Source organism: Aetokthonos hydrillicola CCALA 1050, from assembly GCF_017591665.1.
Taxonomy (GTDB): Bacteria; Cyanobacteriota; Cyanobacteriia; order Cyanobacteriales; family Nostocaceae; genus Aetokthonos; species Aetokthonos hydrillicola.
In genome coordinates this window covers 123,571-148,596 of sequence record NZ_JAAKGC010000006.1, presented here as the reverse complement: position 1 = coordinate 148,596, position 25,026 = coordinate 123,571, and the positions used below count along the sequence as shown (strand labels likewise).

General features: G+C 41.1%; 19 protein-coding genes and 1 tRNA gene. 8 read left to right on the top strand and 12 right to left on the bottom strand.

What is annotated here, in order from left to right:
- Positions 1 to 185 precede the first annotated feature (185 nt).
- A complete protein-coding gene (locus G4P69_RS05040) occupies positions 186 to 1,652 on the bottom strand; it encodes a DNA phosphorothioation-associated putative methyltransferase (RefSeq protein WP_208339339.1) in 1,467 nt (488 codons plus the stop codon).
- A 1-nt stretch (position 1,653) separates the two neighbouring features.
- Between G4P69_RS05040 and G4P69_RS05035 the strand changes: the two genes are divergently transcribed.
- Complete coding sequence (locus G4P69_RS05035) at positions 1,654 to 3,873, top strand: DEAD/DEAH box helicase (RefSeq protein WP_208339340.1); 2,220 nt, start codon at positions 1,654 to 1,656, stop codon at positions 3,871 to 3,873.
- A gap of 19 nt (positions 3,874 to 3,892) precedes the next feature.
- Positions 3,893 to 4,102, top strand: coding sequence for a hypothetical protein (locus tag G4P69_RS05030; protein WP_243902154.1), 210 nt, complete (start codon positions 3,893 to 3,895; stop codon positions 4,100 to 4,102).
- Between the two features lie 830 nt (positions 4,103 to 4,932).
- Here the strand turns inward: G4P69_RS05030 and G4P69_RS05025 are convergent.
- Positions 4,933 to 6,084, bottom strand: coding sequence for a nucleotide-binding protein (locus tag G4P69_RS05025; RefSeq protein WP_208339341.1), 1,152 nt, complete (start codon positions 6,082 to 6,084; stop codon positions 4,933 to 4,935).
- 344 nt (positions 6,085 to 6,428) lie between these two features.
- Here G4P69_RS05025 and G4P69_RS05020 point away from each other — a divergent pair, with 344 nt between their 5' ends.
- On the top strand, positions 6,429 to 7,265 hold the full coding sequence (locus tag G4P69_RS05020; RefSeq protein WP_208339342.1) for a metallophosphoesterase: 837 nt from the start codon (positions 6,429 to 6,431) through the stop codon (positions 7,263 to 7,265).
- Positions 7,266 to 7,813: 548 nt separating this feature from the next.
- Here the strand turns inward: G4P69_RS05020 and G4P69_RS05015 are convergent.
- On the bottom strand, positions 7,814 to 10,204 hold the full coding sequence (locus tag G4P69_RS05015; RefSeq protein WP_208339343.1) for a WD40 repeat domain-containing protein: 2,391 nt from the start codon (positions 10,202 to 10,204) through the stop codon (positions 7,814 to 7,816).
- Between the two features lie 168 nt (positions 10,205 to 10,372).
- Positions 10,373 to 10,990 (bottom strand): J domain-containing protein, encoded by a 618-nt coding sequence (locus tag G4P69_RS05010; RefSeq protein ID WP_243902155.1) that lies wholly within the window; start codon positions 10,988 to 10,990, stop codon positions 10,373 to 10,375.
- Positions 10,991 to 11,115: 125 nt separating this feature from the next.
- Here G4P69_RS05010 and G4P69_RS05005 point away from each other — a divergent pair, with 125 nt between their 5' ends.
- The 3 genes from G4P69_RS05005 (at position 11,116) to G4P69_RS04995 (ending at position 13,841) form a co-directional block, all read left to right on the top strand.
- Complete coding sequence (locus tag G4P69_RS05005) at positions 11,116 to 12,213, top strand: tocopherol cyclase family protein (protein ID WP_208339344.1); 1,098 nt, start codon at positions 11,116 to 11,118, stop codon at positions 12,211 to 12,213.
- A gap of 32 nt (positions 12,214 to 12,245) precedes the next feature.
- Positions 12,246 to 12,319: transfer RNA gene (locus tag G4P69_RS05000), tRNA-Arg, on the top strand.
- Positions 12,320 to 13,280: 961 nt separating this feature from the next.
- The gene (locus G4P69_RS04995; protein WP_243902156.1) at positions 13,281 to 13,841 is read left to right on the top strand and encodes a YdcF family protein; all 561 of its coding nucleotides are present in this window, start codon (positions 13,281 to 13,283) and stop codon (positions 13,839 to 13,841) included.
- An 8-nt stretch (positions 13,842 to 13,849) separates the two neighbouring features.
- Here G4P69_RS04995 and G4P69_RS04990 read toward each other — a convergent pair whose 3' ends face one another.
- The 5 genes from G4P69_RS04990 to plsX all read right to left on the bottom strand — a co-directional run bounded on the left by G4P69_RS04990 (position 13,850) and on the right by plsX (position 18,305).
- Entirely contained in the window at positions 13,850 to 14,143 is a 294-nt protein-coding gene (locus G4P69_RS04990) for a DUF2288 domain-containing protein (RefSeq protein ID WP_208339345.1), read from the bottom strand.
- 37 nt (positions 14,144 to 14,180) lie between these two features.
- Positions 14,181 to 14,816, bottom strand: a complete 636-nt coding sequence (locus tag G4P69_RS04985; RefSeq protein WP_208339346.1) for a lysophospholipid acyltransferase family protein — start codon at positions 14,814 to 14,816, stop codon at positions 14,181 to 14,183.
- A 167-nt stretch (positions 14,817 to 14,983) separates the two neighbouring features.
- Positions 14,984 to 15,850 carry an ACP S-malonyltransferase gene (gene fabD, locus G4P69_RS04980; RefSeq protein ID WP_208339347.1) on the bottom strand — a complete coding sequence of 289 codons (867 nt, stop codon included), beginning with the start codon at positions 15,848 to 15,850 and terminating at the stop codon, positions 14,984 to 14,986.
- 211 nt (positions 15,851 to 16,061) lie between these two features.
- On the bottom strand, positions 16,062 to 17,054 hold the full coding sequence (locus tag G4P69_RS04975) for a beta-ketoacyl-ACP synthase III (RefSeq protein ID WP_208339348.1): 993 nt from the start codon (positions 17,052 to 17,054) through the stop codon (positions 16,062 to 16,064).
- Positions 17,055 to 17,279: 225 nt separating this feature from the next.
- Complete coding sequence (gene plsX / locus G4P69_RS04970) at positions 17,280 to 18,305, bottom strand: phosphate acyltransferase PlsX (RefSeq protein WP_208339349.1); 1,026 nt, start codon at positions 18,303 to 18,305, stop codon at positions 17,280 to 17,282.
- Between the two features lie 705 nt (positions 18,306 to 19,010).
- On the opposite strand from plsX, the gene G4P69_RS04965 reads away from it, so the two are divergent.
- Positions 19,011 to 20,333, top strand: coding sequence for a D-alanyl-D-alanine carboxypeptidase (locus G4P69_RS04965; protein WP_208339350.1), 1,323 nt, complete (start codon positions 19,011 to 19,013; stop codon positions 20,331 to 20,333).
- 36 nt (positions 20,334 to 20,369) lie between these two features.
- Here the strand turns inward: G4P69_RS04965 and lptC are convergent, their stop codons facing one another.
- The 3 genes from lptC to metG form a co-directional block, all read right to left on the bottom strand.
- On the bottom strand, positions 20,370 to 21,563 hold the full coding sequence (gene lptC / locus G4P69_RS04960) for an LPS export ABC transporter periplasmic protein LptC (RefSeq protein WP_208339383.1): 1,194 nt from the start codon (positions 21,561 to 21,563) through the stop codon (positions 20,370 to 20,372).
- Complete coding sequence (locus G4P69_RS04955) at positions 21,563 to 22,189, bottom strand: LabA-like NYN domain-containing protein (protein ID WP_208339384.1); 627 nt, start codon at positions 22,187 to 22,189, stop codon at positions 21,563 to 21,565. The genes lptC and G4P69_RS04955 overlap by 1 nt, the downstream gene beginning before the upstream one ends.
- A 151-nt stretch (positions 22,190 to 22,340) precedes the next feature.
- Positions 22,341 to 23,933: a methionine--tRNA ligase gene (gene metG, locus G4P69_RS04950; RefSeq protein WP_208339351.1), complete on the bottom strand. Its 1,593-nt coding sequence runs from the start codon at positions 23,931 to 23,933 to the stop codon at positions 22,341 to 22,343.
- A gap of 365 nt (positions 23,934 to 24,298) precedes the next feature.
- Between metG and G4P69_RS04945 the strand changes: the two genes are divergently transcribed.
- Positions 24,299 to 25,024, top strand: a complete 726-nt coding sequence (locus tag G4P69_RS04945; protein WP_208339352.1) for a lysophospholipid acyltransferase family protein — start codon at positions 24,299 to 24,301, stop codon at positions 25,022 to 25,024.
- Positions 25,025 to 25,026: the final 2 nt, after the last annotated feature.

Sequence of the window (25,026 nt, the reverse complement as noted above, 5' to 3'; positions counted from 1 at the left end):
CGCACCAAAACGGTATAGAAGGTGCGTTATACCAATTTACTTAAATGTTGATACACATTAAATATCTGTAAGGGCGAACGCCGTTCGCCCCTACAACGTATTTGTATCAGGATTTTCGTGAAATGGTATTACATTATCGTTTCGACACGAATATAAACGGTGCGTTACGCTATCGCTAACGCACCCTAGGTGTTAATGGGGTTAACGGGATAAACTTGATGATCTCTAATTTCTACCCCATGCGCACTGAGGCATTTTAACCAACCTTCGCGAGTCCCAATTTGGCTTTTGTCCTTAAGAAGTCCTAATTCCTCTTCTTGTTGGGTAAGCCGAGCAAATTGTTCATAAAGGGGGTAGTTAGGAGTTACAAATGTTTCTTTGCGGTGTAAAACAGGAGGATTCTCTCGATTCTCATAGTTTCTATGAGTTATGTGTAAAGATTTTAAATCAATACTGATACTTGTTTTGAGTACAGGATGGGGATCAGTATCGAAGTCAGGATAAAACAAATAAGATACTAGCGGTTTATCAGTAGAAAATTTTACCAGTGTTGCTCCATCAACACGCCCAATTGTGCGACTAGCACAGCCTTCGTAAATTCTTAGCAACGAATCAAGCTCGGAAAGTGCATTAATATGGACGTAAAGAGCGCCACGGGTTTGTTTACCAATCTTGCTTTTTTGACAAGCACTCTCAACAACGCCTGGCTTACCTAAGCTGAAAAGCTTTGCGTCAGCAACCTCGCAAGCTTCCTCATAACTACCAAAAAAGGCTTTGATATCGTAACGCATTTCTGGTGCTAGCTTTGAGAATGAGGGGCGGTGGTCAAAGTGCGACAGAGCAAGGTAAACTTGAATATCAAGAGAACGACGGTAGGCGATCGCGTCCCATTCTGCTTCATCGGTTGCTTGGCATATCACAGCAAAAGCCCGGCGAAAACTACCAAATTCACTCAGGAGTTCATGCTCATTTTCCAACTCACCTTTCGCCGGAAGTCTCCCACGGTTCGTAAAAAAAGCCATTAATGGTTCTAGATGTTCTTTATAGTCCTCAAACCGCTTGGTAGAGATACGAACTCTTGGTGTAAAAGTCCTGGAATAAAACCGTTTCGCTTTATAAGCTTCTTTTTCAGCTTCATCGCGAAACACAAAATAGACGCCCAACGCCACTGGTACTGCATCTACATTCAGTACCTTATCAATATAAGCTTTAAGCTCTTCTTGTTCGTAATATTTCTGAAAGGTATTGCGGCGAGTCACAATACCATCACCATATGCTATTTGCGTCTTGCTAGGAGCGTTAATTAGCACCTGTGCAGCAACAATTAATACCTTATTAGTGAGTTTCCAAGCTTTGATTAAGCTGTCTTGACGTTCCTCTGGATCCTCAATCACATTTAGGACGTAGCCCAAATTGACAACATCAGCGGCAAAAGTCGGGGTGTCTGGGTAATAATAAGGATCCCAACCTGCGCTGGTGTAGCCGAAGTTTGCTACTCGCTCTACATCACCGCCGTGTCCGCATCCGTAATCAAAAAACGTGGTATCTTTAGTTAAAATCGCCGATTCTATTGCTAATCGCACAGGTCGAGATAAGTCAGTGCGAAAAATTGCGGCTCTATGACGCTCGATTTCTAAATGGCTTTCTGACATTATGCGCAATACCTATACTAAAGACGATGCTTCAAGCACGTTTTCCAGACTAGCTCCCTTTATACAAGAATATATATACAACAATAACTGGACTGAATTACGACCAGTTCAAATAGAAGCTTGTAAAGTTATTTTTAATACTGATGCGCACTTGCTGGTTGCTGCGGGAACTGCTTCTGGAAAAACCGAAGCTGCATTTTTACCAATTTTGACTTTATTACACGAAAATCCTCCTACTACCATAGGAGCATTATACATTGGTCCTATTAAAGCTTTAATTAATGACCAATTTGAGCGTCTCAATGGTTTGTTAAAAGAGGTAAATATACCTGTTTACCATTGGCATGGTGATGTTTATCAAAGCCAGAAAAATAAGCTGCTCAAAAATCCCCAAGGGATTCTGCAAATTACACCAGAATCTCTAGAAAGCTTGTTGATCAACAAACATAACGAACTGTCGCGTTTATTTGCTGATTTACGGTTTGTTGTGATCGATGAAATTCACGCCTTTATGGGTTCCCAAAGGGGTTGTCAAATTCTTTGCCAATTAGCACGGTTAACAAAAGTAATGCAGTCTCAACCCCGTAGAATTGGTTTATCGGCGACTCTTGGTGATTATTCAATGGCCGAAGAGTGGTTACGTTCTGGAACCGACAAGCCAGTCATTACTTCAAAAATTGAAGGAGCAAAACGCCAAATTAAATTAGCTTTAGAACATTTTTATACTTTACAACCAGAGCGACAAATAGATTCAGACATCACAGCCTACGAGAGATATATTTTTAATTTAAGTAAGGCTCGCAAATGTCTAATTTTCGCTAACAATAAATCTCAAACAGAATCTGTCATTGCTTCCTTGCGCCAAATTGCTAGCTCCCAAGGAGATCCAGATATTTATTATGTACATCATGGTAGTATATCGGCTAGTTTACGGCAAGCTGCGGAAGAGGCTATGCGTGAACCTAATAATCCTGCTGTCACTGCTGCCACTTTAACTTTAGAATTAGGTATAGATATCGGTCATTTAGAGAGAGTCATTCAGTTAGAATCGCCTTTGTCTGTAGCCAGTTTTTTACAACGTCTGGGAAGAACTGGAAGACGGGGAGAGGCTGCTGATATGCGTTTTATTTGCGCTGAAGATGAACCTTCCCCAGATGCAACCCTACCAGAACAAATTCCTTGGCAACTTTTGCAATGTATTGCAATTATTCAACTGTATTTAGAGGAGCGTTGGATTGAGCCGATACCACCTCTTAAATATCCTTTGAGTTTATTGTACCAACAAACAATGAGTGTTTTAGTAGCAAGCGGGGAAATAACACCTGCTAGCCTGGCTAAACAAGTATTAAGTTTAGAAGTATTTGCTGCTATTACCAAAGAAGAATTAAAGCTATTGCTGCGTTATTTGATTGATATTGATCATATTCAAAAGACTGAGAAAAATACATTGATTCTTGGTCGTACAGGAGAAAAAGTAGTAAGCAAATTTCAGTTTTATGCTGTGTTTGCGGATAATCAGGAATATGTTGTGAAACAAGGCGCGATCGCCATCGGTAGTATTGTCAAGTTGTTACCCGTGGGAAGTCAATTTGCCTTAGCAGGGAAAACTTGGGAAATTTTAGAAATTGACTTTAAAAGAAAAATTGTTTTTGTCAAGCAAGTACAAGGTAAGGCTAGTATTTTTTGGCGCGGTGGTAGCGGCGCTATTCACACAAGAATTTTGCAAAGAATGCGGAAAGTCTTATTTGAAGAGGTAGAGTATAGTTTTTTGCAAAAAAATGCTTTGGAACGTTTGCGCAAGGTTCGTAGCTTAGCTCAAGAAGCTGGATTAGATAAACAAAACATTTTCTTAATAGAAAAAGGTCAGTGTTGTATTTTCCCTTGGATGGGTACTGTAGCATACCGCACCTTAGAAAGGTTACTAAACTCCTTTTGTCGAGAGTCTTTAGAAATTCAGAAAATTGGCGGTATTAATCCCTATTTTTTGACAGTTAAGTTAGGTAAGGGCAAGTGGAAATCTCTTTATCCTGAAATCGTTTCTTTGTGCGAGCAAAGGATAACCGCCGAGAATTTATTAAGTGATTCAGAACCTCTGGAGCGACAAAAGTATGATGAGTATATACCTTACATACTTTTATTAAAAGCGTATGCTAGCGATAATCTAGATATGGTGGAATTGAGACAGCAAGTGTCGGGTTGGGAGGATTTTGTAGGTGACTAGGCTAAAGGGTGTGTGATAAATGAAGGCGATCGCTTATAGTATGGACTTGTTAATCCCTGGCTTGTATGTGTGGCTTCCAGGATTTAATATTAGGATTGGAGGCAGTATCCCTGATGATTTACCTTACAAATATCCTGGTAAGATTCACAGTCCGACTGGTATTGCTTTAGTATTACCTGGGTATAAGATATTTACTACCAGGGAACCTATGACCCTAGAGAAGCACTAAATACAAGGGATACCACAATTTAAATGTAAGGTCATATACTCAAATTAATTTGAAGACATGATGCAAAAAGCTGGTTACTCTATGACCGGAAGTGCGCCAGATCAAGGTAACAGAATTAAAGTCTGGTGGACACACACTCAATATCAACGAGTTGAATCAATATATAGTCCAAACAAAACAAAGGTTATAACGGCGTATCACGTTTAACAAGCTTTTGCTTTGGTCAGTTAGCAATTACAATAAAACTTACGCACCATACAAATTGAACACTATATGTATTGATGGGTAATGGCTGTTTCACACCTCTAAGGGCGTAGCCTCCGGCTTCCCGTTAGCGCAGCGAGCCCGCAGGGATTAGGGTATGGCATTCGCCCCCAATACTGCGTAGGTTTTGCCCGATAATTCGCCCTGAACTAAAGTTCGGGCTAATAGCTAAAGTGAGCTAAAAGCTCACTGGGTAGTCTTTTAACCCATTTTAATGGGTTTGGGCTTTGAGCCGGGAAATTTATTTCCCGGCTCTTGACTGGGGCTATAAGATTTACAGTTTCTTTTGTTTTTTCTTCAGCAGTGAAAGTCATGAAAGTCTCCAATTGCTTACTATACAAAGATTTCTTTCTTGGCGCTCAGGGAACTTTTTTGCACCTAAGTAACAATATTTAATAGTTAAGCAACCAGATATTAACCTTGCTATAGACATAGATACACTGCATAGTTTAAGAGTGATTTAACACTCCGCAGGTAGAGGGCAATATTCTGTAGGAAAATAAACGTATTCTCAATGCAGCACTGGACACCCGAAAGAACTACTCGTACTAGATTTAAGGGGAGTATTAAATTTCTTCTTTCTGCTTCAGAATACCAAAACCAGCTTTTCTTTCTATATAGTCAGCTAAGTTAATAAAATCATCGCGTGGATAGCATTTTCCGCCAATGAGTTCAAATGCTAATCTACTTGAGGGGTTTTCATCTTCCAAAATATGCATCCCCCAATAATAGAGTTGATCACTAGTGCGAATACATGCTTCTTCTGGATCTATACAATAAAACTTATCGTCTGTTTGGCTAACTTCTTTATAAGTATCAAAATAAATCTTTTTAAGAAGCTGTAATCGCTGTTTACCTGGATCTTTAAAGTTATTCACTAGCACAAATAAATAGGCATGTTCGTTGATTTGACGTATTTGTTGAACAGTTTCTTGAATAACTTTTCCGTGCTTATTAATTCCTAAAGGATTTAAGGTTGTTGGTATAATACAATATTGAAATTTTTTAACGAGTTCTATAGGATTACGTTCAAGTGCAGGTGAGCAATCGCAAATCACTATTCTACTATCGCGGGCAGAATCCTCATGCCAATCTTTGCCATTAAACACTTCGATAGTTGTGCCAACACCTTTAGGATTAGGAACAAATATTCCATCACCCACAAGCTTTTGTAAATTTTGTTCTGGATCTAAATCAACAAGCGCTACATTAAAACCTTGTAAAGCAAATGCTCCTGCCAAATGTCCTGCTATAGTAGTTTTACCTACTCCACCTTTGCAAGTAAAAATCCCAAAATAAACTTTTTCTGATGGGATCTTTGGCTCTTGATCACTTTTATCTTCGTTATCAATACCCTCAATTCCAAAAAGTTTATATTCTTGTACAATACCACAGTAAATTTTAGCATCTTTTCCCCACGATCTTATTAAAGCTAATGCAGGGGTACTAAAACCTTTTGTAGTGATAAACAAGCCAAAATTAAATTTTTTACCTTCTTGAGAATCTAAAAAATCTGCAAATTTTAAAAGCTGTGGCGCTGCAACATTATTTCTTAGCCATTTAAGTTGAACGGCACCAACTAAGTTACGCTTTTTGATAACCAAATTATAACCAACCTGGTTTTGTTTGGCCGTGATCACTGTCCATCCAGACTTATAGAGGAGTTTTGCTACATGTTGTTCAAGATGGTTATAGTCTTTGGTATAAGAAGGTTCCATGGTTCCATAAATAGTGAAAAAAATGCTTTATCCGCACTCGTCACGTATATTTATACCTTGTATCATTTCTCTGATTCAATCCTCCTTTTGGCAAAAATTACACACAAATTAGTTTTTTAAGTATAAATACCAAAACAAATACAGCGTTTATAAAAAGGTGTCAGAGTAGAGAATACACCATCCCTTTACTGGGTGGTGTATTCTCTCTTCTGGCTTCTGACTCCTGACTCCTGACTTCTGAATTCTGTTTGATAAATTTTTCAAGAAGATATTTTGGTTAATACAGATAATATGTTAGCTTTTGGATAAGCTGGAAGCGCCAATCTGAGGAGAAAATCAGCGTTATGCATTTGTTGTTATCTGGACCGTTGGAAGTAGAAAGATTGACGGTTAAGATTGCAGATTTGCCAGTTTCATTAGATGGAATAAAGCTGGTGCAATTGTCGGATTTTCATTATGATGGTTTACGACTATCGGAAGAAATGCTAGAAAAAGCGATCGCACTCAGCAATGAAGCTGAACCCGATTTAGTTGTATTAACCGGCGACTACGTGACTGACGATCCATCACCAATCCGTCAGCTGGTACTAAGACTCAAACATTTACAAAGCCGTGCCGGTATTTATGCTATACTTGGAAACCACGATCTACGTTACAGATCTTCAAAAGCAGAAGTGATAGGAGCTTTCAATAGCATTGGGATCAAAGTTCTATGGAATGAAATCGCCTATCCACTAGGAAAAGAATTCCCATTGGTGGGACTAGCTGATTATTGGTCACGGGAATTCGACCCTAAATCTGTCATGAACCAGCTAGATGCTGCAACACCCCGAATTGTTTTATCCCATAACCCAGATACCGCCGCTATATTACAACAATGGCGCGTTGATTTACAACTGTCTGGTCATACACATGGTGGTCAAATAGTTCTTCCAGGACTTGGTCCCTTGGTAATTCATTACCAAAGACTTCTATCAAAAGTTCCTCGAAAACTGCAGCGCTTAGTACCAATGTTACGATTAGACTGCTCTAAGGTAATGCGACACTGGGAATGGGCGCAGGGCTTTCACACAGTAGCACAAAATCAACTATACGTTAATCGGGGTTTAGGAACTTATCCACCAGGGCGCTTGTTTTGCAACCCAGAAGTGAGCGTAATTACTTTAAGAAAAAGAATTTAGGAGTCAGGAGTCAGAATGAATCATCAAGAGCTTGAAATCCTCGTCCCATAAATTCTGGCTTCTGACTCCTTCTCCTTTTGTCAGAAACAGCGAACCGCCAAAAGCTACGACAGGCCGAGATCAGGAGCTTTTAGCGGTTTATTAAAAATGCAATTGATTTTGAATAGTAGAAAATTCAGAAAAAAAGCAGGTATTTTTAACTAAGGTGTATAAGATTCGCAACTTAATCTACTCAGATCCACATCCCTCATTCCAGCTAGGTGAGCGTTTCCGATTCTATTTTACAAACCTCCTAATCAACTCGATGAACTTTAGGTAAAAGCACATTGTAGAGGATGTAATAGCTGAGAAGTTTTTGCGATGGTATTAGAGCGGGAGGTACAGGCTCTAATTGAGTTTTTTTCTCTTTTTTGTACCTGTTTATAAATTAACACCCCATTGGTAATAAAAAGTTCTTTGTTTACTAAGTGTTATCATGATTAACGTATCTTAATATTCTCTAAAGATTTCTACACTTTTCTCGTACTCCTTGTTCCCCTACCTTTGCCTTACCCATGAAAAGGCAAAAGTGTAATAGTCTTATCTCCATTAGCACTAGCTAAAGTCTTACCATCTGGGCTAAAGGCAACGCAATAAATGGGATCTTCGCTTCCTGTAAAAGTAAGGAGTTCTTTACCCGTCTCAACTTGCCAAAGCTTGATTGTTTTGTCTTTACTTCCACTGGCTAGAGTCTTACCATCTGGGCTGAAGGCGACGGAACACACTGGATCAGAATGACCTAGGAGAGTGCGGATTTCTTTACCATTGGACAGTTGCCAAAGTTTGATCGTTTTGTCTCTACTACCACTTGCTAGGGTTTTGCCATCTGGGCTGAATGCAACAGAATTAATACCACCATACAAGTCAGAATGTCCTTTGAGTGTTAGGAATTTGTTTTCAGCTAGATACCAAATTTTGATGGTTTGATCATTCGCCGCACCACCACTAGCTAAAATTTTGCCATCCAAGCTAAAGGCAACACACAGAACCTCGTCGGAATGACCTGGTATAGTATAGATGCCTTTATACTTTTCTATTGACCAAAGCTTAATAGTTCTATCCTTACTACCACTGGCTAAAATTTTTCCATCAGGACTAAAGACGATAGAGTAAACCTTTTCTCCATGTCCTGTAAAGGTACAAATTTCCTTTCCTGTCAAAACATCCCACAACTTTATTGTTTTGTCATTACCACCACTAGCTAGAGTCTTTCCGTCTGGACTAAATGCAACTGTATTAATTCCTCCAAAATAAGAAGATTCTCTGTGTCCTTTAAGAGTACGTGGTTCATTGGTAGCCAGATTCCAAATTTTTAATGTTGTATCATGACTACCACTAGCTAAACTCTGCCCATCAGGACTAAAAGCGATAGACATCACTTTATCTGTATGTCCCCTAAGAATGCGTTTAAATGTTAAGTTTGGCTTGATTACCTCAGATGTAGGTGGTGCAGAAGGTGTAATGATTTTGTCATCAGAGTTTTTCTCTGCTGCAATAGGTGGGGGATTCTGAGGGGGATTTGTTTGTTGTATCTGTGGTGTTACTGGTACTATTAATTTTGAATTGGTACCCTGGTGAGCTAATGCTGGAGGAGTACTGCCATTGCGTTGGTGAGCCAGTTCTGCATCCGGGTTTACCGGCGTAGGAATCTGGCGGTTAGCCTCATGTGGTAAAGGAGGGTTGGGAAACGGCGCTTCTGCGGGAGAGTTTTCTTGTTGTTGATCCCCAGAGGAACTAATGGGTTCCACGAGTTGAGAATTATCTGGCGATCGCTCTACCGTTGATTGAGGTTGTTCTTGACTTGGTTCGGGAGTAAGTACAACAGGTAAGGTATTTGTAGGAGAAGTTGTTTGCTGTACCTGTGGTGATGGTGGTTCTATCGGTGGGGTAGTTGCTTCACTTTGTGGCGGGGTGATAATTTTCTCTGGCGTATCTGGTGAGTTTTGCTCATTCACAGAAAAGGATAAGGTTAACACTTGGAGTTCAGTCTGGATTTGGGCGATCGCGGACTTTAGCTCCTCCATGTGGTTAAAAGTATCTGTACTTAATTGTTGAGTAAAAGCTTCTAGTTGAGCTAAACGCTGCTTAAGATGGTCAGTATTATTTTGTGGCTGGTAGCGTTGTAGTTCTTGTGTCTGTTGCTCAGTTGTTTTACTCAACTGTTGTATTAAGCCTTCAAGCCGAGAGAGGCGCTCACTAAGAGGTTCTATTTGATTATGAGTATTTATACTTAATTGTTGAGTAAGATTATCTAGTTGGGCTAGCTGTTGCCTAATATTGTTAATATTATATTCTTGCTGGTAGCGTTGTAATTGTTGGGTGTGTTGCTCAGTTGTTTTATTCAACTGTTGTGTTAGCGTATCCAGTTGGGTCAGACGTAGATTAAGAGGGTCAATTTGTTTTTGAGTATTTGTACTCAATTGTTCTGCTAAGGAATCAAATTGAGTCAGGTACTGGTTAAAAGCATCAGCATTTTTCTGTTGTTGGTTGAGTTGTAATTCTTGTATTTGCTGAGCTGTGGTTTTGCTAAGCTGTTGTGTTAACCCATCAAGTTTAGTGAGACGCTGGGTAAAAACATCAACGCTATACTGTTGGTTATTACGTAACTGCTCTAGTTGCTGCTCAGTTGTTGTACTAAGTTTGCGCGTGTAGGTGTCGAAGTTCTCCAAACGCTGCCTGAGTGGATCGATCAGTAGATCTAGCTTGTTGATTGCCCGGATATGCTCTTGTTGATTCAGATACTTCAACCTTTCGCGATTAGCTATGTTCAAGCCGATTGTTAAAGTTAGGGGAGCAACCGCGTAGACAATCTGTTGAGTAACTGCTGCTGTAACGATTCCTATTGTAGATAAAGAAAGGGAGGCGTATTCGCTAACTTCTAACCAATGGAGTTGTGTCATAGTTCAACTGGTGTGCTTGGCTCTTAAAGGAAAAATAGCTTGCTGTGTTTTACCGATGTATCAGATATCTTCTTCATTTGAAATTTCTCCAACTTGTGCTGAGAATTTCCCATTGCCTATGAGATGCTACTAAAACAAATACGTCGGTTAGCAAAGACTTTGTGTGAATTACCATTTGAACCTCAGTAAACGCTTTATCCACTGGAAGAACTTTGTTATCAAAGATTTTCGCTTTGATTTCCATCCCGAGGATGTTGATGCACGAGAAGCTTCTTTATTTATTTTCCCTTCAATTTGTCCAGCTTTGCTTAAGTCTGAGGTGGCTCTATACTCATATCCCAGTTGGGAGCAGATAAACCCACGATATTTGTATGCTTCAACATAGTAAGGATCAAGACGAATGGCTTGAGTAAAGTTGGCGATCGCTTCTTCATATCTTTCTAGTTTTGCATTCTCTACTCCCCAGTGGTAGAAAATTTCAGCATTAGAGAGAGTAGTGTTAATTTTTGTTGCGTTTATTTGCCCAAATGAATTGGCAGGGCTTAAGTAGTAGGATTTTAGCCTGTTGTAAGCTTGGTTAATTTGTTTAAGTTTTTTTTCTGCTTCCTGCTTTTCCTGTGAATGAAGAAAACGATCTGGATGCCATATTTTAACTAGCTCACGATAGGCCAGCTTAACATCCGCTTGGGATGCGCTAGGTTTTAGACCTAATAGAGAGTAAGCATCATTTATATCAAAGCTATCATCGCGCATACTAGGAAAATAGGCAGCACATCGTAAATCCATGTTAACTATTCCCAGAAATGCTTTTCATAAAATATAAATAGGTCATAATAGTTATTATGAGTAGTATAGTCATGATTATTTCTCTAGAAGATAGTATTACTACGTAACCATATAAAAATTTATTTATGGTTGATAGCCCTAACAATCATCTTCACGTAACCCAGACACCTCATAGCGGCTACCATTGGGACGGTAGTAGTCGCCGCTTCTTTGAAGGTTGGTACTATCGTGTAACTTTGCCTCGAGAAGCCCAGACTTTTGCTTTCATGTATTCCATAGAAGATCCCATCGGCGGAAAGCCTCACAGTGGCGGTGCTGCACAGATTCTTGGTGCAAATGACGAGTATCTATGCCGTACTTTTCCAGACGTAAGGAAATTTTGGGCTAGTCGTGATGTGTTGGCTTTAGGTCATTGGGGTAAGACCAAACAGCACACCGCTCCTGTTTATCTTCCACCCCCAGAGTTTGACCGTTATGTAGAAGAAGGCTATCAAGCTACAGCTACCCTGAATCAGGGAGCAATTCATGATCCGGGTACTGGTTGCTATTGTCGTTGGGAATATGAAATTAAGCCACTGCTGGGCTGGGGAGATCAAGGAGGTATTCAGCAATCAACTGCTGGGTGGCTATCATCTTTCCAAATTTTCGAACCAGGATGGCAAATTTTAATGGCTCATGGTTTAGCTTCCGGGTGGATAGACTGGAATGGCAAACTCTATGAATTTATCGACGCGCCAGCTTATTCTGAGAAAAATTGGGGAGGAGCTTTTCCCACAAAATGGTTTTGGATGAATTGTAACTTATTCGAGAATGAACCCAACTTAGCATTAACCGCTGGCGGCGGGCGACGTGGGGTGTTGTGGTGGATGGAATCTGTCGCGATGATTGGGTTACACTACCAAGGTAAGTTTTATGAATTTGTACCTTGGAACTCACAGGTTAGCTGGGATATTCATCCTTGGGGCGCATGGAAAATGCAAGCTAAAAACGAACGCTATAAGGTTGAGTTAATAGCAACTACTGATTTACCAGGTACTTCTCTCCGTGCCCCAACAAAAAATGGTTTGGTATTTTGTTGTCATGACACGATGCAGGGCAAGTTAAATTTAAAACTACAAGAATTCAGTAATGGGCAAGGCAAAATAATTTTGGAAGCACACAGTTTTCTTTGTGGATTAGAAGTAGGTGGCAAACCTTGGCAAAATGTTTGGCAGTCCGAATAAAGATGGTATCATAATACTATTGACATATAATTGGGGCTGTAGCTCAGCTGGATAGAGCGAGCGCCTCCTAAGCGCTAGGTCGCCGGTTCGAATCTGGCCAGTCCCGTAAACAAAATTGAATAATTAGCCGGAAAACCGTTTTATCTACTTGAATATCAAATAAAGAAGGCAAGAATACCGGATCTCAGATCTGGGTATCTCCTAGCAGGGAGAGCAAGGGAAAGCCCCATAAATAAGTGTAGGGTACTGAAACAAATACCTATTGTTTCTCGTCAAACAATGAGACATGGTAATGCGCGTTAAACACCCCACTGCAATTTAATGCTGACTTTATAAATAGTCCATTAACGGAGCTTCCTTTACTCCCCCCTTCGGGTGACGCTCCTGCGACTGGCGTTAGCTGGCGCTAACGCCAGTCGCCCAGACGCTCGTAGACTCGCTATCGTGACGGAGACCGCCAAGATGGGCGCTGGTCTCACCTGCTCCCCCGCTAAGATTTCCCTACCTCTTGCGTATTTCCTATTCCGTTATTATCCTTTAAAACAGAAAAATTACAGTCTAAACAGCTCAAGTGGATAGAGCCGTCAACTACCCACACTAACCGCAAGCGGTATAGTGTGGGATTGAAAGAGCCAGATTTCAACGTAAGAGATGACTAGCCCACGAGACTTGTTCTGTTACGGACTCCCGAATATTTCCCTAGTTCGGGTTATCTCTAAGCCTACTGGCTGTAGGCGCTCTTAGAAAGGACATGCAGAACAAGTTGGGCGAAGGGACTGATAACTTTACTCGGAGGTTTATCACTTTATGCGAGTACCAGTAAAACCAAGAATATTTCAGTTTATAACCACGATTGGCGTCGTATCGGTCAGTTCAGTCCATCAAAAGTGCAACTAATTAAACGGAGCACGAGATTATGCGTAGCAGTCTAAGAGATTGCTTGATTTATCGCTATTCTCCGCCTCCTAACCACTACGCGGGAAATTGGTCAGGGACGCAACAAATTAAGCGCGTAATTCCTCCCAATACCGAATCAAATATTTCGGTGTGAGACTCAAGAGCAGGACATGTTGAATAAGTTACTATCTAAAGTTATGGCTTTAGTCGCCCTACCGCTAATGGGGTTATGGGGTTACAAGGAGATCAAAATCCAATTTCTACAACCGCAAGCAATTTTAGTGTTGGGTGGTTCAACCAAAAAATTAGAACGAGAGAAGTTTACAGCCGAATTTGCTCGTCAACACCCAAATTTACCAATTTGGATCTCTGGAGGTAGTCCTCCAAAGGTAACTAGACTGGTGTTCGCCAAAAGCGGGGTAAATACTAAGCGATTGCATTTAGACTACGAAGCCAACAACACATTAGAAAATTTCACCACGGTTGTAGACCATCTGGAATCTCTTGGCATCAAAAGCGTATATTTAATTACATCAGACTACCACATGCGTCGAGCTAAAGTTATCGGCGATATCGTTCTAGGTAGCCGAGGAATTGATTTCAAACCAGTACCCGTCCCTTCTGACTACTCTCCAGAGCCAATTGAAAAATCTATTCGAGATGGAGTAAGAGCCGTACTTTGGGTAGCAACTGGTTATACGGGAACACATGAATCGCAAGAAAAGCGATAAATTAGGTGCTAAGCTGGTTTCTCCTGCACAAGTACATAAGGCTGCACAATTAGAGTGTTAAATTTTTTAGTGCGCTCGTGATTCCATTCTCCCACCTGAGTGGCTGAGGGTTTGGCAATCAATGCTTCATCAATCCAGGCTTGTACTTCTGAAACTTTATCGCTAGCGATCGCGACACCCACATCGAGTAAATCTAGTCCTTGCACCACCACAATGACTGCGTCGCGTTTTACATGAGGAATCAGCCACTCCCATTCCGACTCATCCAAATTTTCTGTTAATTCCGTTCTTAAATCCGACATAATTTCCCCAAGTTGATGCACTATAGATTTATTCTACTTACCGCCCCAAATCATGAAGCGCATTAATCGCTGCTGCACATTGCTTTGTCACCGCTTCTAATTCCTCTTTGTCAGTAGAACTTGGTGTTTCAATCACGCTACCAATCCGTACTGTCACTGGAGCCGAACGGGGGGCTCCACCCTTAGCTTCAATAGCTTCAGTTCCCCATAAACATACGGGCAAAATTGGTGCTTTAACCTTAGCAGCAATCAGAGCTGCACCCCGTTTTGGATCTGTAATACGCCCATCTGGGGTACGAGTCCCCTGTAAAAAAATACCTACAGCCCATCCCTCATCAAGATACTTTAACGCTGCCCGCATAGCAGCACGATCAGCAGCCCCCCTATTTACAGGGTAAGCACCGTACAACTCAATTGCTTGTTTCAAAATTGGGATTTTAAACAGTTCTTCCTTTGCCATATACGCCACTGGACGACCTACACAATTAGAAACAATTGGTGGATCAAAGTTACTAGCATGATTGCTGACTACCACAAGTGGTCCAGTTTTAGGAACATTTTCGGCACCATAGATCCGTCCTCGAAGGTACGTATGAAGTACAGGACTAACTACTGACCACTTAAAGGCATGGTACAGCAATAAACTAATAATCGGTTCGCGGCTTCGAGTCATAGGTCATTGGGCGTGGGGCATGGGGCATGGGGCATGGGGCGTGGGGCAGGGGAGCAGGGGAGCAGGGGAGCAGGGGAGGATTGAACAAGTAGTATTTATACTCTCTTGGCACTAAAGATTTACCGACTTAATTCTTCTCCTGTGCCCCATGCCCTATGCCCCATGCCCTATTCAGAAATACTTTGAACGTTTTCTAATATTAAATCAGAGCAAGTGCGTTTAATTAAACCTGTCAAAACTTTACCAGGTCCAATCTCGACAACTCGTCCGATACCATTTTCTGGTAGTGCTAGTGATATTTCTCTCCACCGTACTGAACTAGTCATTTGTTGTGTGAGGCGGTGCTTTAAAACATGAGCATCAACAGATGGAACTGGTTCTACATTAGATAAAACTGGCACGGTAGCTTGCTGAAATTCTACAGATTCTAGCACTTCTTGAAATTTGTCAGCAGCAGTTGTCATTAGAGGTGAGTGAAAAGCCCCAGAAACATCTAAGGGGATGGCGCGTTTTGCCTTCACTTTAGACATAACCTCTTTGACCGCTTCTGGAGTGCCGGAAATAACGACTTGCATTGGACTATTGTCATTTGCTAGCACGGCGTTAGGAGTTTCGGTAATGACTTGCTCTAATTGTTCTCGATCAAAATTCATTAAAGCAGCCATCATACCACCTGCTGTATTGTCCATTAATTCAGCACGACGCTTCACAATTTCTAAGCCAACAGACCACTCAAATACACCAGCAACATAAAGGGCAACATATTCCCCCAAACTATGCCCAGCTACTAAATCGGGTTTTTCCTTTTCTTTGATGACATCAGCAAGAATACTTGCTACAACGTATAAAGAAGGCTGAGTGTATAGAGTGCGTGATAGTTTTTCCTCATTTTGGCAAATTTCAGTTACAGACCAGCCTAATATTTCCTTGGCTTGGGCAAACTTTTCCTTAGCTAAGGGTAGCTCTAATAAATCTACTCCCATTCCTGCCGCCTGGGAGCCTTGACCGGGAAATACCCATGCAGTTTTAGTCATTATGTTGTTTTCTGTTTCGTATTTGGTATAAAAAAGAATTCAGGAGTCAGGAGTCAGGAGTCAGAAGTCAAAAATCAATTCTTTAGACTGCTGGGTAAGACAGCCTTCGATTTTAGTTGTGGAGCAGAGTGAAGAATTTTTTCATATTTCAAAACCCTGGCTTCAGCCATGGCATATTCTGACTCCTGTATTCTGACTTCTGACTCCTTCTTTATTTTCCCCATTGAAAAATGGCTGCTCCCCAAGTTAATCCCGCACCAAAACCCGATACAGCGATTACATCACCAGTTTTGATGGTTCCTTGGCTGACTGCTTCATCTAGTGCTAACGGTATGGAAGCAGCAGAAGTGTTACCGTAGTATGCAAGATTCGTGATAACTTTATGCTCTGGAATATTTAGGCGATCTTGTACAGCTTCAATAATGCGCTGATTAGCTTGATGTAATATTAACCAATCGATGTCGTCAACACTGAGATTAGCACGGAATAAAGCTTTGTCTATGATTTCTGGTACTTTTTGGACAGCAAAACGGTAAACCTCTTTGCCATTCATCGCAATTGGTTGGAAGTTTCCTTTCCCAACGTTGATACCTTGGACAAGTTGTGTTTGTTCGGGTGTGTATGCCACGCTTAAGCAATAGTTTTGAGTGCCGTCGCTTTTGAGTTCAAACCCCAACAAGCGATCGCACGAGTTTGCTTGCAACACTACAGCCCCAGCACCATCTCCAAATAACACACAAGTGCGTCTGTCTTGCCAATCGACCCAACGAGAGAGTATATCAGCCCCTATCAGGAGTACTTTTTGATAAACTCCAGTTCTTATATACTGAGCAGCTGTCACCAATCCAAATACAAAACCAGAGCAAGCAGCTGTCAAGTCAAAAGCCACAGCGTTGCTTGCCCCCAATTGCGCTTGAATTTTACAAGCACTGCCGAACAAATCATCTGGGGTAGAGGTAGCTAGTAGAATGAGATCCAGATCTTGTGGTTCGATTCCTGCGGCTGCGAGTGCTTTTTTACCCGCAGCAGTAGCAAGGCTAGTTAAAGATTCAGTGGGTTGCGCTAACCTTCGTTGATGAATTCCTGTTCGTGTGGTGATCCATTCATCTGATGTATCAACTAGTTCAGTTAGTCCCAGGTTATCTAAAAAAGTTGCTGGTACTTCTGAGCCACTACCTGTAATTGCGATTCCTAAATTTTGCACTCCTAAATTTCTCCCAAGCTATCAGCTATTATCTGCGTCAACAATACCAATTATGTAAAGTTTTTTTAAAATTGACTTAAAAGGCTTGTATTTGCGCTCCACATACGCTAATGCGGAACCACAAGCCAATCAGAATGCTATCTACTTAAGTGTTAGTTGTTGGTTGTTTAATGGTTGATAACTCATAACAACCAACAACTAACATGGGCTAGAGAATATAAATTCCTAGCTGGTTTCGCCTTGTAAACTTTGATATTGATAGAGAATTTGTTGCAGCACTTGATTATCTACTGCTTCTTTTGCCATACGAATTGCATTAAAAATTGAAGGTGCTTGAGAGCTGCCGTGACTGATAATGCAAATTCCTGCCACGCCAAGAAGTAAAGCCCCTCCATGTTCCGCGTGATCTACTCGTTGCTTAATACGCTTCAGGTTTGATTTTAAAATTGCTGTACCTATTTGACCGTGCAATCCTTGAGGTAATTCCTCTCGGATGATTTGCAATAAGACTTCTCCAACTGCTTCGGCAAATTTCAACAACACATTGCCCACAAAACCATCACATACAATTACGTCAAAGCGACCAGACAAAACATCACGACCTTCAGCATTACCAATAAAAGAAATTCGAGAATTTTCCCGTAGCATTTGGTGAGCACGGACTGCGGCATCATTGCCTTTGCTGTCTTCCTCCCCAATGTTTAATAAACCAACTTTAGGTTCTGGAGTACCCAAAACGTATTGGCTATATACCGACCCCATAACAGCAAACTGTTCTAAAAATTTGGGGCGGCAGTCTACGTTTGCACCGACATCAAGTATCAGTACAGGCTTATTCGCTACGATTGTGGGAAAAACCGCGCCAATTGCTGGACGGTCAATTCCCGGTAGCCGTCCCAAACGGAGCAAAGCTGCTGCCATAGCTGCTCCAGAGTGACCGGCAGAAACGACAGCGTCTGCCTTGTTTTGCTTTACTAAATCCATTGCCACGTTGATCGAAGCCTTCGGTTTGCGTCTGATGGCGCTCAAAGGCTCTTCTTCCATAGTGATCGCTTCCTCAGCAGCAACGATCTCTATCTGCCCCAAATTGGTCTTTGGTGGCAGTTGGCATTGAATTTCTTGGGGATTTCCCACTAACAATACTTCCACACCCAGTTCTTCTCTTGCCCGCAGTGCGCCAGCTACGATTTCACGAGGTGCGTGATCCCCTCCCATTGCGTCAATTGCGATCCGTACGCCAGTCGATCCCATTGCTCAAAGCTTCTAGAAACCTTACAAATTTTACCAGATGCCTCTACTGAAAGTTGCTAATTTCTAATTGCCAAAACATGCTCTTCAATTCAGGGCTAAAGGGTGACATAAATGCCACGGATAAACAAAAATAATGATGTAACAAATGAACACCTTTTTTTGTGATCAACCCAAAAGCTTTCGGCCTGCAAGTTTCATTACTTTCAACAGAGGTTATACCTAGCCCAAGATAACATAAATGATCACAAAATGCGCAGAAATTCACTGAAAAGTCAGGGTTTTAGTCGATGTAGACGCAATGCTACAACGTAATTGGTTCAACCAAATTGAACAAAATTCCCTGATTTGCTTCCTGACATTAGGAAGAAGATATTGGATAACACAAGCAACGTAGCGAAGGACTAAACTGATAAAGTTCGATCTTTTTTATAAAGTAGTCAGGAGTCAGAATTCAGGAGTCAGAATGATTATTGTTTTAAAACCGTGTCCCTTGTGGACGAGATAGGGGTTAAAAATTTTTGTTTAAAACACCGTCCCTTTATGGGTGCTTTATTCTGACTCCTGACTCCTGAATTCTGTTTTATTATTTATTTTTCATTCTCCCCACTTCCGCAGAGGAAAAACACCAGCTATTATGGCTCAGTGCGGACAAGTATCCCTCATACTATAAAAACAAAGTAGCACATCCTAATAGAGGAATGAAGCATGCTGGAATTATTTGGTTCGGGTTTGATTTCACTTTGGCTGAAGATGGCTGGAGTACAAGTCAAGCCTTTAGATGCCTTAGATATATTGTCTTGGCAAATTAGTCCTGGCTTGGTTCTTGCCTCTGATCCAAATCCAGCTGGATCCGCCACAGTGCAAGAATATCTCAAGGAACTACAAACATTGAAATTGGTGAATCTTAATGAAATAGAGAGTCAAGGTGTTTGGATGCAGTCAGGTCCAATGCTGATGGCTAATCACCAAGGTACAACTCCTTTACCAGCAGCTTCTTTAACCAAAATTGCCACTACACTAGTTGCTTTAAAAAATTTGGGACCAGACCACCAATTTCAAACTTTAGTAAGTGCTACAGGACCATTGCAAAATGGAGTATTGCAGGGTGACTTGGTGATAACTGCTGAAGGAGATCCTTTGTTCGTTTGGGAAGAAGCGATCGCCATTGGCAATGCCCTAAATAAAATGGGGATCACCCAAGTCAAGGGTAAATTACTCATTAGTGGCAATTTCGCCCTGAATTTTCAACGTAACCCAATCTTAGCAGGTCAGTTACTCAAGCAAGCATTAAACCATACTACTTGGCCACGCGCGGCGGCTTTTCAATATTCACGCATGCGCAAAGGAACACCTAAACCTAAAGTAGTCATCACAGGACCAGTGCAATTAGCCTCACAGGAAAATCCAGGGCAAACTTTGCTGTTACGTCACTATTCGTTACCACTGAAGCAACTGATTAAGGAGATGAATGTTTTCAGTAACAACGATATGGCGGAAATGCTAGCACAAGCGGTTGGAGGTGCAACAGTAGTGCAATCAACAGCTGCTCAACTTGCTCAAGTGCCAGAGTCAGAAATTCAGTTAATAAATGGTTCAGGACTAGGAGCAGAAAATCGGATTTCCCCTAGGGCAGTCTGTGCTATGTTAATGGCAGTTCAACGTGAAGCCTTTGCGCATCAATTGGATCTGGCTGATTTATTTCTTATCTCAGGATTAGATCACCGGGGGACGCTGTATGGTAGACACTTACCTCTTGCTACCGTGATCAAAACTGGCACGCTCAAAGATGTCAGTGCGTTAGCTGGAGTCATGCCAACACGCGATCGCGGTTTAGTTTGGTTTGCGATTGTTAACCGTGGTACAAATGTATCAGCTTTTCGCACTGGTCAAGACAAACTCTTGCAACGTCTTGCTCAGCAACTTCAAGCAGTGACATCCATTCCTAATGTTTTAATTCCTCACGGAGCTATCAACGTTTGGCCAGAATACGGTGCTGTTAATCGTAACGAAATCGTCTTTAAAGGTTAGGGGTAGGACAAAAGTAGGGGCAAACGGCGTTTGCCCCTACTTTTGTGGAATAATTTCTGTCAAGACTCTACCACCAGAATCACCACCATGCACGGTGATCGATTCTGCTTCTAAATTACCAGAGGCTGTTTGACCGGTAAAACTTAACGGTGGATCTATCTGTCGATAAAATACATCGCCAGCAGCATTAACCAAATGATTATTAAGATACCAAGTTAGGGTTTTAGATTTAAGTACTTGACCGCGCTTGCCAATGCTATTAACATTACCTGTTAAATAAACAATCCTTTGCGGTATATTCATCTGACCTTGATTAGCAGTTATGCGAATATTTTCCGCACGATGAAACACACGTACAGGTTGGTTTGTGCTTACATTTTGAGCGTTTAAATCCCAGGTCATAGAGTTACTAGCTATTTGCATTGGTGGGTCTAGTAATTCTACCTGTGCATTCTTGGTAACGGTAGCAATCTTAGTTTTCAGGTTGACTTCAGCCGTATCACCTCTACCACGGTCAGTAATTTGATTATTTTGATAATGGTCGATTTTTACTGGGCGATCGCCTATTAGTTTTTCTTCTTTTATCTGCCAGAACAAATGGTCAGTTTGCATTTTTAATGCTGGTTCAGTAGAAGTTGCTACTACCCCGCCTAAAAATTCCATATGTTCTTCGCGAGTTTTTACTCGTGCTTCTTGCGCAACTGCCTTTAGTTGCTTGTGGGTGACGTTAAGCTGGTTACGGACGATCAACAAATCTTCTTTCGGTCGCCATTCCAACTCATTACCCCTTAACACAACGCCATTGTGAGGATTTGTGGCTACAATTTTTCCTTGAAGAAACAGTTGTTTCCCATCCTGCTTAATATCTGCTTGTTGTCCTTGTACTTGGTAAGCTACTTTGCCATCTTGGTAGAGTTCACCATAAGGGTTTTCAGCCTGACCTATTTGTTTCTCTTTGATGTATTTTGCTCGTTTAGCTTTGACTTTCCAAATAGGTCTTCCTACTTCATCTGCTTGTTCAAAAATAACATCAAAGAAATTTAAATTGCTGTCCGTCTCCCGACGAGCGGGACTTTGCGTGGGGGAGGTGGTCACTTTATGGCTTTGATTCCCGCAAGCACTTAATGCTATCAGCGTGCAAAAAGTTACAGGCAAAATAATCAGTGGGAAAGGGGAAAAATGTTTCTCCCTTTTTTCCCCTCTCCCTTTTTTCTTACCTTGTTGCTTCATCACTCTTGTATTTCTAAATGACCGGGATCTACTGACTCATCCAAAAAACTCACACTAGACAATGGTCGGTATGGATAGCTTTGGCGAGGAGTCTTTTGAATATCTTCTTTGACAGCTTCTAAATCAATATAGCGGTCAGAGACGTTGATTAAGCTGTCACTTGTCATAGAACGCAAACTGACTACCTCTACCCGCACGCCGCGATAACTAACCGAATTAACGGCGTATGCCAGATCTCCATCACCACTCACTAATACTGCGGTATCATAGGAATCTACTAAAGCCATCATATCTACTGCAATTTCTACATCCAAGTTGGCTTTTTTTGATCCATCTGGTAGCTGTACCAAATCTTTAGCAATCACTCGATAGCCATTACGGCGCATCCACAGTAGAAAACCCTGTTGCTTCTCGTTAGTCCGGTCCACACCAGTATAAAAAAAAGCACGTAGCAGCCTAGATCCCCCTGTTAATCGACAAAGTAACTTTGTGTAATCAATTTCGATTCCTAGTTGCAGCGCTGCATAAAATAAATTTGAGCCATCAATAAATATAGCAACACGACCGCGATTTTCTAAAACTTGTTCAGGCGTGAATATCGAGTCATTATCTAAATTATTTAACATCATGGTCATACCTCATTTTTTATCAAAAGTAATAATTGATACTTGTATTAACAGTTACAAGCAAGCAAGTAAGAGCTAATTATGATAATGTTTCAGAGCTAATAAATAAACTTAGCCCTGACAAGTTTGAAAAAAACAGAGTTTGAAAGGACTAATCGTTTTCAGAGATTTCTATTCGCTTAAAGATTGGATGGGGTGCACCCAATTTTTGTTGACTACTTAATACGCCCCAGCAAGAGTGAATTTCAAAGGGGGCGTTAGCTGAAGTTTGTATTTGATCGTTAAAATTTATTCCAAAGCCCAGTTGCTGGTAAATATCGCTACTGATATCCGGAATAACTGGAGACAGAAGATAAGCTGCTAGTCTAACTGATTCTAGAACCGTATATAATACGAGTTCTACTGCTTCCTGCCGACCTTGTTTATATAGTGACCAAGGGGCTTGATCATCAATAAACTTATTGCAGGCTTGCACCAGTGAGAGGATATTCTCACAAGCTTGATTGAAAGCTAGCGTTTCATAAGCATTTTTTACCTGCTCCCCTAGACGTAAACCAATACCTTTTAATGGATGGTCAAAAGGAATATTGTCGTTTGTGATTTGCGGTACATTACCACCGCAGTATTTTTTAACCATGTTTAAGGTGCGATTTAGCAAATTACCCAAATCATTTGCCAAATCTGCATTTAGTTTTTCAATGAATCTGCTTTTATTAAAATCTCCATCTTTGCCAAATTCGATTTCCTTAAGGAAGTAATAACGAACGGCATCTGCACCATAGCACTTAATCAAGGATATGGGATCAAGGGTGTTACCCAGACTCTTACCCATTTTCTGACCATCTTTGGTCAAAAAGCCATGCACAAACACTCGCTCTGGCAGAGGCAACCCTGCTGATATTAGCATTGCAGGCCAATAAACGGTATGAAAGCGGAGGATATCTTTACCAATTAAGTGCAAGTTAATTGGGAACCATTTTGCTATAGCATTTTCTAAAGTAGGTTCTTGGTCTGGTTCTAGTAATGCTGTTACATAACCCAACAGGGCGTCAAACCAAACGTAAATAGTGTGCTTGGGATCAACTGGTAGTGGAATACCCCACTCTAGATTCACCCGAGAAATAGAAAAGTCCTGTAAACCTGAGTTCACAAAGCTCTTGACTTCATTACGACGGCTTGATGGCTGGATAAAATCCGGTTTAGATTCGTACAGTGCTTGTAGTTGAGATTGATATTTGGATAAACGGAAAAAGTAGTTTTCCTCGTCTCGCCACTCAACTTGTTTATTGGGGTGAAGTGGACAACGGTGTTCGTCTAGAAGTTCCCGTTCCTCTTTAAATTCCTCACACGAGACGCAGTACCAACCTTTTTGTTGTCCCAGGTAAATATCTCCTGTATTCCAGAGTCGCTGAAAGAATTCTTTAACGATCGCTTCATGGCGGTGATCCGTCGTCCGAATAAAGCGATCATATTGAACATTTAGCAATTCCCATAGGGAGACGAAACCAACTGACATTTCATCACAAAAACTTTGTGGTGCTAGTCCTTTGCTTTCGGCTGTTCGCTGAATTTTTTGCCCGTGCTCATCTGTACCTGTAACTAGCAGCACCGAATGACCTAAAAGTCTTTCAAAGCGGGCTAACACGTCTGCTGCCATTGTCGTGTAAGCGCTGCCAATGTGAGGTAAATCGTTTACATAATATAGCGGTGTTGTAAGTGCAAATGACAATTCTTTTTTATTCACTTGATTCCTGGGAAATAAAAACTACTTATTAACGCGGTTTTGTATTTGATTTTTACTGGCAAAACGACGTCATTGTATAATACAACTACAAATTTTTCAACCAATGCCATAATGCTAACAAATTTCTTTTCTCCTCGATTTTTTTTAATGAGAAGTATAAGAGCCGTTAATTTATACTTAAAATTTATAAAAAATTGACTATTAACTGTAACAAAAGCTCATTATTCTTTTTATTGTCGTGGTAGTGCAGAATCCCTTGTAGCTCAGATATTTCTATCTTACGGTAGTCCTCTGGTAGATTAAGAAATGTAAAAAATAAATTAAGATTAATTGATCTACGATCTGAAAATTTTTATTGAAAAGGCATGAGTGTAAAGAGTCCCCTGGACATATCCCGTTCCTTATTGGCAGCCCTGTCAATGAAAATGTTTCTCTATTACGAGAACCGCATTCCCCAGGATATGAGCGTGCTGGTGGTAAGCAATCACCGTAGCTTTATGGATGCACCAATTCTCATGTCAGCAATATCCCGTCCAATTCGCTTTGCTTGCCATCACTATATGGGGCAAGTTCCAATTATGCGGGAGATTGTCACAGGTCAGTTGGGATGCTTTCCCCTAGAAGCCAGCCAACAACGCCAGCAGAGCTTTTTTGTCCAGTCTCAAGTACTTTTACAATCTAAACAGGCTGTTGGTGTGTTTCCCGAAGGAACAGAACCAATGGTAAAATTTACCCAACCAGACACAATGAGCGAATTCCAGAGGGGATTTGCCCATTTGGCTTTGCGATCTCAAGTAAGAGATTTAGCAATTTTGCCAATCGCCATAGCTTCTCTTGAAGAAGTTAACACATCCGCCGTACCTTTAAAGCTACTAAGTTTCTTCGATCCTTCAGAAGCTTTATTTAATCAACCGGGTTGGCATCCTCTGGTAATATACCGTCGCGTCGCAGTGTTGGTTGGTCAACCTTATTGGATTCAATCGAAACATCAGGAAAAATACCAAGGAAAACAAGCTAAAACCGTTGTGGCAGAACTGACAAATCACTGTCATTCTGAGATACAAAACCTATTACGTCAAGGTTATTATTAAAA